Origin of the sequence: uncultured Helicobacter sp. (assembly GCF_949282165.1) — a bacterium.
Lineage (GTDB): Bacteria > Campylobacterota > Campylobacteria > Campylobacterales > Helicobacteraceae > Helicobacter_F.
Window position 1 is genome coordinate 31,882 of record NZ_CASDOV010000002.1, and the last position, 13,117, is coordinate 44,998.

Below are 13,117 nucleotides of genomic sequence, written 5' to 3' on the forward strand. Positions count from 1 at the left end.
AGAGGACAAAAAGAAACAGATTGGCACCGGTGGTGGCGAGAGCAATGCCGATACCAACCAAGGCTGGCTAGATGTCGCACTAGGCAATACCCACACCACAGAGGACAAAACCTACCTAGCGGGCGTGCTTGACAAAATAACCGCGCAAGATTCAGTGATAAATGAGGACTTTGTCTCGCTTAAAGTCGAAACCAAAAAACTTAGCGATATTATGACAAGTATCAATGCCACAGGCGATACACAAGCCGCCAAAGAGGACGCCAAAAAGACTTTTGAAGTGATTTTGGGCTCAAGCAAGGGCGAGTATGTCAGCCAAAGCATCGCGCAGATGACTGATACTACATTTTTCCGCGATCTCACCACTGCACTAAATACCGGCAATCGCGCGCAAAATGACGCGATCCTAACAAGTCTCATAGGCTCCTCCACAGATGCGGCTATCGGTATGGGTGCTATCACAAACGCAGGGTTTTTCAAGGATATGCAATCCACAGCGCACGCTAGCACCAACACCACGAGTGAGCAGAGCTCCGCTAACGCCACGATGAACATCGCTAATGATATGGCAATTGGCGGCAGGATCGCCAAAGCCAACAACCCGTATGAAAAGCAAATGCGCTTTGCGCGTATGCTAAAAAATAGCCTATTTGCCGCAGCGGGCAGCTCCGATGCACGCTATGACTACTACGGCAATGCCACCTATGACAACAGCCTATGGGCAAATGTCTTTGGCGGGGCAAATATCATAGGCGACAATAGCGGCGGACTCTATGGTGTGAGCGTGGGCTATGATAGGGACTTTGCCGATAAGGTATTGCTAGGTGTGTATGCCACCTACGCAAACTCCACGATAAACGATACCAACCTCACCCAAGGCAGCCACAACTACCAAATCGGGCTCTATACCTCCTATCGCTTCGTGCCCAAATGGGAGCTAAACGCGAAAGTCTATGGGCAGTTTGCCGACACGACACAAAGCATCAGTCTCGCAGGCACGGGCGCAAACTCGGAATTTATGCGCACATTTGTGGGGGCAAACCTCAATGTGGGCAGGGTGTTTGACATCTCTAGCGTGTTTTTGAAGCCATTTGTGGGGCTAAACTACTACTACAGCTCCACGCCCGCACAGACACAAACAGGCTCTTTGGCGCAAAACATCTCAGCCTACGCAAACAACGCGATGAGCGTGGAAGTGGGGCTAGAGACGCGCAAATACTTTTCAGAGAGCTCCTATCTCTTTGTGATCCCAAAAATCGAGCAATATGTGCTAAATAGCGGTGGGGACTACATAGCGAGCTTTGTAGGATCGAGCACCGCCTTTAGCATCGCAAGTGCGGATGTGAGCAAAACCTATGGGCGGCTCATCATCGGGGGCAATATCGCGTTTGGAGATTCCTTTAGTATGACTGTGGGTGTGGGGGCTAAGCAGCTCTTTGCCGGGCAGGTGGATAACAAGAGTGAAACATACCTAAGCGGGAATCTAGGGGTGAAGTGGAAGTTCTAGCATTGCTTGGGCAATTCTCTGATAGAGCATTTGGTATTTTGTTTTGCCATATTTGCAACAGCAAGCCAAGCGCAGAATCTTGAGGTAGATTCAGAATCTAAGCTCAACAACTTAGATTCAAACTTAGAATCTAACCTTAGATTCTAAAACCGCTACAAAGTCCATTCCCACAGAATCTAACTAAGATTCACAAAAGCATTACAGAATCTAGCTCGACAGAGCAAGCGTTAGGAAAAGGGAGTTTGCTCTCCGTGAGCAAGGAGGATTTGCCAAAGGCAAATTGCATCAAATAAATGATAGACTTGCACTAAAACAATCCCAAAACAAAGGACAACCTATGCAATGCAAAATCTGCCAAAGCCCCGTGCAAAAAGCCTTTGAAGCGACGATACTAGAGCGATACCTCGAGCCCTTTTATAAATGTGAGCGTTGTGGATTTTTGTCAGCTAGCGAGGTGCATTGGCTCTCTCAAGCCTACACAAACGCCATCAACGCCTCGGACACGGGCATAGTCGCTCGCAATCTCCATCTCTACAAAATCGTGAGTGTGATCGCCTGCGCACTCTTTGGCTTTTCTAAGAGCGTAATTGGGGGGGGGGGCGAGGACACGCCTAGATTCTAACCCGGATTCTAACCCCGATTCTAATGCCACAGATTCTAGCTCCACATCGCAGGGCGCGCATTCTCGCGATACACACTCTCACAGCACACATTCCCCCTTGCTCGTGGATTTTGGCGGTGGCACGGGGCTGCTTGTGCGCTTGCTGCGCGATGCGGGGATTGAGGCATTGTGGCAAGATGAGTATTGTGAAAACCTCTTCGCACGCGGCTTTGAGTGGGATCATCACGCCAAGCCAACGCTCCTAAGCAGCTTTGAAGTCTTTGAGCACCTCCCAAACCCGATGGAGCAAATCTCTGCTATGCTGACACTATGTCCCAATCTCCTCTTTTCCACAGAGCTACTTCCCTGCCCTATCCCGCCACACCAAGGCAAAGAGGCGTGGTGGTATTATGGCTTTGCGCACGGGCAGCACATTAGCTTTTATGCCAGAGAGACGCTAGAATACATAGCGAGACAACAAGGCGTGTTTTTAGTCTCACACAATGGATTGCATCTCTTTAGCCAGCGCAAGATAAGCCCTTTTGTGTTTGCCACGCTCGTGCGCCTCGCTCACAGGGGCGCGTTTTGGATTCTCAAACGCCTCTTAGGGAGCAAAACCCTAAGCGATCATCAGCTCCTCTCCCCGTCCTCACGCCCCGCCCCTAATTAACCAACTTTGACTACAATACCCCAAAAACCATTGGGAGGCACCTCTATGGAGTTTAAGGGCAAAAACAATCCATCATTAGCAAATCCAATCTACGCGCCGGATTTGGCAAATATGGAGTTTGATATCATCGATATACGCGATGAGAGCGATTATAGCTACGCACATATAAAAGATTCTAAGCATTTTAACAACGCCCAAGATGTCTATAACTACGCCCAAAAGCACAAGGACAAAAATATCCTGCTTGTGTGCTATAGCGGGCATACCGCGAGCGTGCTGGGGACTCATCTCATAGAAGCAGGGTGTGAAAATATCTATTATTTTGACGATTATTTCACGCATTTTGAGCTCTTAGGTATGCTGGGCTAGTTTTAGATTCAAAGCTTAGAATCTAGATTCTAAAATTTGGCTTGCCGGGCATTCTAGGATTTACTAAAGAAACTGCGGCTACACCTTGTTTTGAGATGAGATGCGGGAGCGAAGCGACCAAATCCCAGAGGGTAAATGCCTAAATATTATTTTAGAAAGGAGAACCTATGGTTCTTTCCACATTTTTACAAGCCATCGCGACTATTGCGAGTATGCTGCTTAATCTCTACATTTGGATTCTCATCATCGCCACATTGCTTAGCTGGGTGCGCCCCGATCCTTATAATCCCATCGTGCAGGTGCTCTATCGCCTAAGCGAGCCGGTTTTTGCCAAAGTGCGTGCGCTTATCCCCACCAACATAGGCGGGCTGGATCTCGCCCCGCTGATTGTGATTGTGGCATTAAAATTCATCGATCTCACATTTATCAGAATCCTCGAGAACTTCGCACAAGGTATGCGATGAGCAGACAATTTGCGCTTTTGCGCACTCTTTTGTGTGCTCTTTTGTGCGTGCTTGGGACACAAGCACTCGCCAAAAACATCGATATAGCCTTTTTAGAATCTAAGCCCAAAGGTTTGGCGCGGGATTTTTATATCTGGCGATTTTTGAGTGAAGAGAGCACCTCCCTGCAAGACGCGCTCAAAGCCTATGAGCTCATCCATAGAAAAACCCCAAAACTCAAAGCCCTCCTAGAAAAAAAGGGAATGCCCAACGAACTGCCAAAAGAGCTGCAATGCGCGCGCCTAGAGTTTAGCTCTCTCCTCACACAGGATTTAGAATGCATAGGCTATGGGCTAAAACTTAGCCAAATCCCAAGCCTCTCGCCCCAAAACCTCAAAGCCCTCAAAGACAAAGTCGCCCCAAACAAAAGCCTTAGCACAAAGGTAGAGATTCTAAGCTCTAAGACTATCCTCACCAAAATGCTCCAAAGCGATGCCAAGACTTTCGCACAGATTTATAACGCCCTCACACAAAAGCAAAAAGAGAGTATCATAAACCAAGCTATAAAGCCCCAAAGGCTCAAAAAGCTCGCCGATGAAAACGCCCCGGCGTTTGATAAAATGCTCCAAGGCATTATCCTATCGGATTCACTGCCTAGATTCAAAAAATCCCTGCTAAATGCCCACATCACTAAAGCAAGCCCCTATACGCTCTTTTTGCTTGGCATAAACGAGCTGATGGCAAAAAACACAAAAAACGCCCTAGCCTACTTCAAGCTTGCCCAAAGTAGTAGCAAAGACGCGCTGCTGCACAACAAGGCATTGTTTTGGCAATACTATGTGAGCAAGGACAAAAAGCTCCTCACAAAACTCGCCCAAAGTAGCAATATCGATATTTATAGCATTTATGCTGCCCAAAAGCTCCACACCACCCCGCAATACACCATCATCACGGATTTTACACCCCTAAGCGAGCAAAAACCGCCCTTTGATATCCAAGATCCTTTTGAATGGGAGATTTTGCGCGCCAATCTCTTGCAAGTAAGCGACACAAAGGCTCTAAGCGAGCTCACGCAAGAATTTGCCTTTGTGGATTCTCTGGCGCATATGGCGTATGTGCATAACCGCGCGACAAAATACCAAAACAACTACTTCCTCTCGCCCTTTGCCCAAAATATCAAATGGAAAAGCACCCACCAAAAATCCCTCACTTACGCCATCGCTAGGCAAGAGAGCAATTTTCTCCCCGCCCTCATCTCGACTTCGTATGCGCTTGGTATGATGCAGATTATGCCCTTTAATGTCGCGCCCTTTGCCAAAAGTATGGGGCTAGAGGATATCAGGCTAGAGGATATGTTTAACCCCATCATCGCGCTAGAGTTTGGGAGATTCTATTTGGAGGAGCTAGAGCGCGAGTTTAAAAACCCGCTTTTTGTGGCGTATGCGTATAATGGCGGCCCGGGGTTTTTACGACGCACGCTAGCACAAAAAAAGCTTTTTATCAAAAAGCGCAAATACGAGCCATGGCTAAGTATGGAGCTTATCCCTTATGAAGAATCGCGGGTGTATGGCTTGAAAGTTCTGGCTAACTATATTGTTTATCAAGAACTTTTTGGTAATAATATCGCCCTAGAGCAGTTACTCAAAACGACTTTGATTAATTAACAAGGAGCTAGAATGATCGATAAATGTTTATTCCCCGCAGCGGGGTATGGGACGCGATTTTTGCCCGCGACAAAGGCGATGCCAAAGGAAATGCTCCCTATCCTCGTCAAGCCACTCATACAATATGGCGTAGAAGAAGCCCTAGAGGCTGGCTGCCACACGATGGCAATCGTTACAGGGCGCGGCAAGAGGGCGATTGAAGATCATTTTGACAGAAACTATGAGCTCGAGCACCAAATCGAGGGCACGGACAAAGAGGATTTGCTCAAAGATATCAGACGCCTCACAAATCTCTGCAAATTTTCCTACACACGACAAGAGGAGATGAAAGGACTAGGGCACGCGATCCTCACGGGCGAGGTGCTCATCGGACAGGAGCCCTTTGCCGTGGTGCTAGCCGATGACTTGTGTGTCAATAAAGGCTCACAAGGCGTATTAGCCCAAATGGTGGATCTCTACAAGCGTTACCGCTGCTCCATCGTGGCTATCGAGGAAGTGGATAAAAAAGAAGTGGATAAATACGGGATTATCGATGGCGAGATGATAGAGGAGGGTGTGTATCGTGTCAATAATATGGTAGAAAAGCCAAGCATAGATAGCGCACCAAGCAACCTCGCCATCATCGGACGATATATCCTAACGCCCGATATTTTTGATATTTTGCGTGTGACTAAGCCGGGCAAAAAGGGCGAGATTCAAATAACCGATGCCTTGCTAGAGCAGGCTAAGCAGGGCAGGGTGCTTGCTTACAAATTCCAAGGCTCACGCTATGATTGTGGCTCGGTAGATGGCTATGTCAAGGCTACCACGGATTTATTCAAGACTTTCAAAGCCTAGATTCTCTACACCTAAGTAATGTTTGATGTAGTGTTTTATGTGATGTGCTGGTTAGTGATGTTTATCCTAACCACGCCCATTATCTTTGCTGGGCTTTTGAGCGTAGCACTAGAGGACAGAAATACACCCATACCCACCAATCCACTCGCCGAGCTTCACGCAGCAGTCCTCGCACACAAAGATAATAAAGAAAAGCTCAAAGAATGCTACACGACTTTCACAGACAAATTTACCAAATGCGCACAAAATAGCCCTGACTACAACCTATGGCTAGAGATTATTTATAACTTTTCTCTCAATCCTATCCTTATGGAAACCGATGAGGTGGCAAAGTTTCGCGATACACTAGAGGATGAAAATCCAAGTATCGCCAAGCAGATTCAGACTAAAGTAGGCACCGCCCTACAACACAGAGAAAAAAAATAAAGGAATGCTATGGACTACCTTACCATCACCCAATCCCCAAACCTCTGCGGCAGTATCGCCATATCGGGTGCCAAAAACGCCGCACTCCCGCTCCTAGCCCTCACGCTCCTAAGCAAAGACGATGCGCAAATCTCAAACCTCCCCGATGTCGCCGATGTCAAGACGCTCTCAAAGCTCCTAGAGCACTTAGGAGCGCGCTTGCAGAATCTAGATTCACACACGCTACGCATAAATTGCGCAGATATTATCCACACAAAAGCCCTCTATGATATCGTGCGCAAAATGCGCGCCTCCATACTCGTGCTAGGAGCACTTTTAGCGCGCTTTAGGAAATGCCAAGTGAGCCTGCCGGGGGGCTGTGCTATCGGGGCGCGTCCAGTGGATTTGCACCTCAAGGCTATGGAAAAAATGGGCGCGCAGATTCACATAGAGGGCGGCTATATCATCGCCAATGCCCCAAAAGGCTTGCAAGGTGCGGATATTTTGTTTGACAAAATCTCGGTAACAGGGAGCGAAAATGTGATTATGGCGGCGGCTTTGGCTAAGGGCAAAACGCGTATCATCAATGCCGCCAAAGAGCCAGAAGTCGTGCAACTCTGCGAGGTGCTAGCACAAAATGGCATAGAGATTGAAGGCATAGGGAGCAATGAAATCTCTATCTATGGGAGCGATGGCGAGCTGCCTAGATTTAGCCCCTTTAGCGTGATCCCCGATAGGATTGAGGCGGGGACATACCTATGTGCGGGGGCGATCACCAACTCACGCATTACGCTAGATAATGCCAATAGCACCCACCTCCAAGCGATTTTAGAAAAGCTTGAGGAAATCGGCTTTGGCTTTGAGATTACAGAATCTAGCATCACCATACTGCCTGCCAAAAAGCGCAATGCCTTTGAGCTCATCACCACAGAATATCCCGGCTTCCCCACCGATATGCAAGCGCAATTTATGGCGCTCGCCACGCAATGCGAGGGTGTGAGCGTGATAGAGGAGCGATTGTTTGAGAACCGCTTTATGCATGTGAGCGAGCTCCAAAGACTTGGCGCAGATATTAAGCTCTCTGGCAATATCGCTAAGATAAGTGGGGCAAAGCCCCTTATGGGTGCTAATGTGATGGCCACAGATTTGCGCGCCTCATCAGCACTCGTGCTCGCTGCGCTGATTGCCAAAGATACTACGCAAATTCACAGAATCTACCACCTCGATCGCGGCTATGAAAATCTAGAATCTAAACTAAAGAGTTTAGGTGTAACCATCTCACGAGACAAGGAGTAAGTATGTCAATCAAAATAAAATCTTTTGGGCGGGCGTTGGCTTTGTGGGGGCTTTGTGGGGGCGTTGGAGTGGCGCAGATTCTCACACACGATGAGGGAGGACATCACCACCACCATCACAGTGATCCCGTGGAGTTTCGCGCTCATATCGGGCTTTTTGGCAAAAGCTCCGCACTCGCCTCATCGCGGGATAATGCGAGGCGAGATTCTTACTCGATGCTTTATACCACAATGCTGATGAAAGCCCAAGCCTTTGAGAGTCTTGACTTTGGGCTTGGGATTAGCGCGTTTGTGCCCTTTGGTATGGACACCACCTTTGGTGGGACGCGCTATGAGTATATAGAATCTAAATTCATCACAAACACCGCGTATGTGGGCTATGAAAAGAAGTTTGAGAATCTAAGCCTTGGGATTAAGACTGGGCGGTTTGAAGATGAGTTTGATTGGGTGGGGCACTCACTGCAGGGTGCGCACGCCTATATACAAATCCCCTATGCCAAGCTCTATGGGCTTTGGATAGATGAGCAAGCCCATATCACGCGCGAGTTTGCCACGGATTTTGACTTCTATAGGCATCTTTATGATGGCAAAAACCTCTTTGCAGGCGGGCTAGAGCTCACACTGCCTTTTGTGCAGCTCTCGCCCTTTGCCTACCATATGCAGGAGTTTTTTGATGTCTTTGGGGGCAAGGCGATACTCTCATTTGGAGGCGTAGATGGCTGGCATAGCACCACGCTTTTGCATTATGCTTACCTCCACTCCACTTTCGCACACCACTCCCATCACGAGCACGATCATAGCCACGATGATGGGCACGGGCACACCATAGGCGAGCGGGGCGATACCTACCTCATCTGGCTAGAGCAGGGTATCGCGTATGGCAATCTCCTAGAATTTGGCGCGGGCTACCAAAAGGTAGGCAATCACTTCTTTGAAATCGCCAATATGGGCTCTACCTCGCGCTTTGAGGCGCACAACCACGCGCACAATGGCTTTGGGGTGATCCAGCCCGGCGGTATGCATAGCGGGAGCCAGAGCACAAATATGTATGAGGAGCGCGCAAGCACCATCTATGGCTTTGTGGATATTGGCTTTAGCAAAGGCGCGATAGAGATTTTGGGGCGTGATAGCCGCAGTGCGCATAGGATTCAGAGTGCGTATTCGCTAGGGGTGCGCTATGCCGCCACACTCGATGTGGAGCTAGGAGCCATTGGCGTGTATATGCTTGAGAGACTAGAGCACCAAAGCGCGATAAATAGGAGCTTTGGCAAGGCGTATGTGCAATATAGTTTTTAGAATCTAGGGATTGTGGTAATGCGCATAAGCAAAGATTCTATCGAGCGATTAAAAGAGCAGGTGGATATCGTGGATATCATTAGCTCTTATATCGATCTTAAGCGCGCAGGGAGCAACTTCTCGGCGTGCTGTCCCTTCCACAATGAAAAAACCCCAAGCTTTATGGTAAGCCCTAGCAAAAATATTTTCCACTGCTATGGCTGCGGTGTGGGGGGCGATAGTATCAGCTTTGTGATGCAGTATGAAAAGCTCGATTTTGTCGCGGCACTAGAGCGCGTGGCGGAGATGAGTAACTTCAAACTCCAATACGAAAACAACTACCAAAAAAAGCCCCAATCCACGCTACTAGAGGATATGGCGAGATTCTATCAGCAGCAGCTCCACAACAATCCCCAAATGCTAGACTACCTCCACAAGCGCGGAATCTCTGCGGCAAGCATAGAATCTTTCCGCCTAGGCTTTAGCCCACAGAGCTTTGAGAGTATGAAATTTATCAATACCCACCACGCTCACAACAAACAAGAAGCCCTAGAGCTAGGCGTGATTGGCAAAGATGAGGCGCGAGAGTATGCGCGCTTTTCACAGCGCGTTATGTTCCCTATCCACTCATCAAGTGGTAAAATCGTGGGCTTTGGCGGGCGTAGTGTCGATCCACAAGCGATGGCAAAATACATAAACTCCCCCCAAAGCAAGATTTTCAACAAATCCAAGCTCCTCTATGGCTACCATATCGCCAAAGAATCCATCTATCGGGAGAAAAAGATCATCGTGTGCGAGGGCTATATCGATGTGATTATGCTCCACCAAGCTGGGTTTAGAAACGCCGTGGCGACGCTAGGCACGGCTCTGAGCAACGATCATATCCCATTGCTCAAAAAAGGCGATCCCCAAATCATCTTAAGCTATGATGGCGATAAAGCCGGGATTAATGCCGCCTTTAGGGCTGCAAAAATGCTAAGTGCTATCAGTGCGAGTGGGGGCGTGGTGATATTCCACAACGATCTCGATCCCGCCGATATGGTAGCCCAAAACAAACTAGAGGAGCTAAAATCGCTTTTTGCGCGCCCGGTGAGCTTTATAGAGTTTGTGCTCGAGCGCATCATCGCGGGCTTTAATCTCTCCGATCCGCTCCAAAAGCAGCAAGCCCTTAGTGAAATCACCGCTTTTAGCAAGACACTCACGCCCCTGCTCCAAGCCGAGTATGTGCCATTTATCGCGCAGCGACTGCGTATCGCCCCAAATCTCATCAAAATCCACCGACAAAACCCCAAACAAACGCCTATCCTAGCCCAAGATTCACAAAAGCACCTCGCAGAGGGCGTGCTCATACGCACCCTACTCGAAAATCCCGAGTGGATTCACACAGCGGTAGAATACCTAGAGCCAAGCGTGTTTGAATCCTATGGCAGGGAATACCTCTTGCTTTTAGATAGCGCGCAGGGCGACATCGCGCAAAGCCCGTATTTGCGTCCATTGCTCATCGATGAGAGTATTAAGAAGATTGGGAGCTTTGAGGAGTTTAGGGAGCATTTAAAAGTCCTCGTGCTCAAAGCCTATAAGAGGGATTTGGCACTTATCCCACGGCTCAATCTCCACACCAAGCAAAAGCTAGAATCTATCAACACTCTCAAAGACAAAATCGCCAAACTTACACAAGGAGAACTTATCAGCTATGAAAAAAGCATTAGCACTTTTTAGCGGGGGTTGCGATAGCCTCATCGCTATGAAACTACTCAAAGATCAAGGGATTGAAGTCATCGCCCTACATTTTAATATAGGCTTTGGTGGCAACAAAGACAAACTAGAGTATTTCAAAAACGCCACGGCACAAATCCCCGTAGAGCTAAAAATCATCGATATTAGAAAGCAGTTTTTTAACTCCGTGCTCTTTAGCCCCAAATACGGCTATGGCAAGTATTTCAACCCCTGCATCGACTGCCACGCCAATATGTTTGGCAATGCCTTTAACTATCTGCTTGAGTGTGGCGCGGACTTCGTCATCAGTGGCGAGGTGCTAGGGCAGCGCCCCAAATCCCAACGCGCCCAAGCACTCGATGAAGTCAAAAAACTCGTGCGCGAGATTGGCAAAGATCCAAAGTTTGATGTAATCCTAAGCCGTGATGGGAGCGATCCAAATAAGCCAAAGACGCTCGATGAACTCCTACTGCGCCCTATGAGTGCCAAGCTCCTCGCCCCAAGCTTCCCCGAAAAAATGGGCTGGGTGGATAGAGAAAAGCTCCTAGATGTCAATGGACGCGGACGGACAAGGCAACTTGCGATGATTGAATCTTATGGTTTTAAATACTACGAAAAGCCCGGTGGTGGCTGCCTACTCACTCAAGATTCTATCGCCCAAAAGATAAAAGATCTAAGCGGGCACAGAAAGATGGTGTTTGAAGATGTGGAGATGATAAAGGTGGGGCGATATATGGTGCTAGAAAATGGTGCTAGGTGCGTGATAGGGCGCAATGAGGAGGAAAATGAGAAGCTAAAAAGCCCAAATCCGATGATGGAGCAAATCACGCTTTTAGATTCTATTGGTCCCATAGGACTTATCGAAAAGAATGCCTCTAGGGAGGATAAGCTCCTATCGGCGCGCATTATCCTCAGCTATGCCAAGACACAAGAGGGCGTGGAATACAAGGTGCGCGTGGGCGAGGAGGTGTATCACACGCAAGCCCTGCCTAAGGAGAAAAGCGCGCAATACCTGCTGCTAAAGAGCTAGATTCTGATCTCATAATGGTTTGGCTTTTTGCGCCACGAGCATTTTCAAGCACTTGTGAGCATTTGGGAGCTTTCATCACAGAATCTAAACCACGGCAGCTAGCCTAAAAACCAACACAAGGAGTTCAACGATGAATATGTTTTGCATTTTAGTAACTTACACAAAGCCCATCAGTGAGATTGAGCAGATTCTAGCCGAGCATCGTGCGTATTTGCAAAAGGGCTATGACGCGGGGGTTTTGCTCCTCTCTGGTCCGCAAAATCCAAAGGTGGGTGGGTGCATCATAGGGCGTTTTGCTGACAAAGAGAGCGCAGAGGCTTTCACACAGAGCGATCCCTACTACCTCAACAACGCCGCGACTTATGAGATTATAGAATTTAGCCCCGTGCTGCACTCGCCGCTTATCAAGGCGTTTGTGCAGGGCTAAGCTAGCCGCCAAGAACAAAATTAAGGATAAAAAATGAAAAAAGCTCTCTCCTTAGTGCTCCTAATGTGTGTGGGCATAGGTATCGGCGTGGGAATCTCTGAGCTAGGCAAGCACTTACACACCCAAGAATTTATCCCCAACCAATACGAGCCAACCGCGCAAAGCACGCTAGATTCACAAACCCTTGTGCAAGGAGCGACGCCTCTCCTAGATTCACAAAACCTTAGAGCAAGCCCCTCCCAAAATGCGCAAAGCCAAGATATACTAGATTCTAAAAATCCAAATATGGCAGATACGACGCAAGAAAATGCCCAAGATCCCGCACTTCAGAGCGCAATCGCACAAGATATTTTTAGCCAAGAGCGGCAAATCCCTCAATTCCAAGAATACCCCGCAAATCTCTACCAAGGGCAGTTTATGAGTGCTGATGAGAGCTGTGTGAATTGCGAGGGTGGTCCCCAAGAGGCACTCAAGCGAGGGATTATCGATTTTGGGGGTAAATACGCGCTTTATAAAATCCAGCCAAATAACGGCGAGATCATCGTAGGTGCAGTAAATGTGGAAAATGGCGAGGTGCTAGAGTTCCCCACAATCTATAAAGAAGTCGCGCCGCCATTTGATGTGAGCGTGCTTGCAAAGCCAGATAGCGCGCTCATTTGGCTAAAAGGCGTGGATAGCAAAAATCCTGACGCTTATAAGATAGAAGCCTATGTGCTACAAAATATCAACCTCAAAAGGGTGCAAAGCTTTGCCATAGGATTTACAATCCCTGAGAGCCTAGATTCACCATCCACGCCAACGCAGGAGCAAAGTCAAGATGAGGAGCAGGAAGTGGGGTTTTAGATTCTGTATTGGCGGCATTTAGCTTTCCGCGACAAAGG

General features: G+C 48.2%; 15 protein-coding genes. All 15 read left to right on the forward strand.

Annotated elements, in window-relative coordinates; genetic code table 11:
• Positions 1 to 124: 124 nt before the first annotated feature.
• The 15 genes from ACH2BK_RS02105 to ACH2BK_RS02175 all read left to right on the forward strand — a co-directional run bounded on the left by ACH2BK_RS02105 (position 125) and on the right by ACH2BK_RS02175 (position 13,079).
• Positions 125 to 1,504: an autotransporter outer membrane beta-barrel domain-containing protein gene (locus ACH2BK_RS02105; protein ID WP_395001901.1), complete on the forward strand. Its 1,380-nt coding sequence runs from the start codon at positions 125 to 127 to the stop codon at positions 1,502 to 1,504.
• A gap of 6 nt (positions 1,505 to 1,510) precedes the next feature.
• Positions 1,511 to 1,651, forward strand: coding sequence for a hypothetical protein (locus ACH2BK_RS02110; RefSeq protein WP_394995650.1), 141 nt, complete (start codon positions 1,511 to 1,513; stop codon positions 1,649 to 1,651).
• 190 nt (positions 1,652 to 1,841) lie between these two features.
• Positions 1,842 to 2,126, forward strand: coding sequence for a hypothetical protein (locus tag ACH2BK_RS02115; RefSeq protein WP_395001902.1), 285 nt, complete (start codon positions 1,842 to 1,844; stop codon positions 2,124 to 2,126).
• A complete protein-coding gene (locus ACH2BK_RS02120; protein WP_395001903.1) occupies positions 2,092 to 2,775 on the forward strand; it encodes a class I SAM-dependent methyltransferase in 684 nt (227 codons plus the stop codon). Before ACH2BK_RS02115 ends, ACH2BK_RS02120 begins: the two co-directional genes overlap by 35 nt.
• Before the next feature lie 45 nt (positions 2,776 to 2,820).
• The gene (locus ACH2BK_RS02125) at positions 2,821 to 3,144 is read left to right on the forward strand and encodes a rhodanese-like domain-containing protein (RefSeq protein ID WP_394959489.1); all 324 of its coding nucleotides are present in this window, start codon (positions 2,821 to 2,823) and stop codon (positions 3,142 to 3,144) included.
• A 167-nt stretch (positions 3,145 to 3,311) separates the two neighbouring features.
• Positions 3,312 to 3,608, forward strand: coding sequence for a YggT family protein (locus ACH2BK_RS02130; RefSeq protein ID WP_394959491.1), 297 nt, complete (start codon positions 3,312 to 3,314; stop codon positions 3,606 to 3,608).
• Entirely contained in the window at positions 3,605 to 5,251 is a 1,647-nt protein-coding gene (locus tag ACH2BK_RS02135) for a lytic transglycosylase domain-containing protein (protein ID WP_395001904.1), read from the forward strand. Before ACH2BK_RS02130 ends, ACH2BK_RS02135 begins: the two co-directional genes overlap by 4 nt.
• Positions 5,252 to 5,263: 12 nt before the next feature.
• Positions 5,264 to 6,088 (forward strand): UTP--glucose-1-phosphate uridylyltransferase GalU, encoded by an 825-nt coding sequence (galU, locus tag ACH2BK_RS02140; RefSeq protein ID WP_394953828.1) that lies wholly within the window; start codon positions 5,264 to 5,266, stop codon positions 6,086 to 6,088.
• 39 nt (positions 6,089 to 6,127) lie between these two features.
• On the forward strand, positions 6,128 to 6,514 hold the full coding sequence (locus ACH2BK_RS02145) for a hypothetical protein (RefSeq protein WP_394959495.1): 387 nt from the start codon (positions 6,128 to 6,130) through the stop codon (positions 6,512 to 6,514).
• 9 nt (positions 6,515 to 6,523) lie between these two features.
• The gene (gene murA / locus ACH2BK_RS02150) at positions 6,524 to 7,789 is read left to right on the forward strand and encodes a UDP-N-acetylglucosamine 1-carboxyvinyltransferase (protein ID WP_395001905.1); all 1,266 of its coding nucleotides are present in this window, start codon (positions 6,524 to 6,526) and stop codon (positions 7,787 to 7,789) included.
• A 2-nt stretch (positions 7,790 to 7,791) separates the two neighbouring features.
• Positions 7,792 to 9,084, forward strand: coding sequence for an outer membrane family protein (locus tag ACH2BK_RS02155; RefSeq protein ID WP_394995635.1), 1,293 nt, complete (start codon positions 7,792 to 7,794; stop codon positions 9,082 to 9,084).
• A gap of 18 nt (positions 9,085 to 9,102) precedes the next feature.
• Entirely contained in the window at positions 9,103 to 10,782 is a 1,680-nt protein-coding gene (dnaG, locus tag ACH2BK_RS02160) for a DNA primase (protein WP_394959501.1), read from the forward strand.
• Positions 10,757 to 11,809, forward strand: coding sequence for a 7-cyano-7-deazaguanine synthase (locus ACH2BK_RS02165; protein WP_394959503.1), 1,053 nt, complete (start codon positions 10,757 to 10,759; stop codon positions 11,807 to 11,809). Before dnaG ends, ACH2BK_RS02165 begins: the two co-directional genes overlap by 26 nt.
• Positions 11,810 to 11,939: 130 nt before the next feature.
• A complete protein-coding gene (locus ACH2BK_RS02170; RefSeq protein ID WP_394953834.1) occupies positions 11,940 to 12,236 on the forward strand; it encodes a YciI family protein in 297 nt (98 codons plus the stop codon).
• A 33-nt stretch (positions 12,237 to 12,269) separates the two neighbouring features.
• Entirely contained in the window at positions 12,270 to 13,079 is an 810-nt protein-coding gene (locus tag ACH2BK_RS02175) for a hypothetical protein (RefSeq protein WP_394959505.1), read from the forward strand.
• The last annotated feature ends 38 nt before the right edge of the window (positions 13,080 to 13,117 follow it).

Coding starts and splice junctions, on each gene's coding strand:
- ACH2BK_RS02115 (WP_395001902.1), top strand. CDS start 1,842: ATGCAATGCAAAATCTGCCAAAGCCCCGTGCAAAAAGCCTTTGAAGCG.
- ACH2BK_RS02125 (WP_394959489.1), top strand. CDS start 2,821: ATGGAGTTTAAGGGCAAAAACAATCCATCATTAGCAAATCCAATCTAC.
- ACH2BK_RS02130 (WP_394959491.1), top strand. CDS start 3,312: ATGGTTCTTTCCACATTTTTACAAGCCATCGCGACTATTGCGAGTATG.
- ACH2BK_RS02135 (WP_395001904.1), top strand. CDS start 3,605: ATGAGCAGACAATTTGCGCTTTTGCGCACTCTTTTGTGTGCTCTTTTG.
- galU (WP_394953828.1), top strand. CDS start 5,264: ATGATCGATAAATGTTTATTCCCCGCAGCGGGGTATGGGACGCGATTT.
- murA (WP_395001905.1), top strand. CDS start 6,524: ATGGACTACCTTACCATCACCCAATCCCCAAACCTCTGCGGCAGTATC.
- ACH2BK_RS02155 (WP_394995635.1), top strand. CDS start 7,792: ATGTCAATCAAAATAAAATCTTTTGGGCGGGCGTTGGCTTTGTGGGGG.
- dnaG (WP_394959501.1), top strand. CDS start 9,103: ATGCGCATAAGCAAAGATTCTATCGAGCGATTAAAAGAGCAGGTGGAT.
- ACH2BK_RS02165 (WP_394959503.1), top strand. CDS start 10,757: ATGAAAAAAGCATTAGCACTTTTTAGCGGGGGTTGCGATAGCCTCATC.
- ACH2BK_RS02170 (WP_394953834.1), top strand. CDS start 11,940: ATGAATATGTTTTGCATTTTAGTAACTTACACAAAGCCCATCAGTGAG.
- ACH2BK_RS02175 (WP_394959505.1), top strand. CDS start 12,270: ATGAAAAAAGCTCTCTCCTTAGTGCTCCTAATGTGTGTGGGCATAGGT.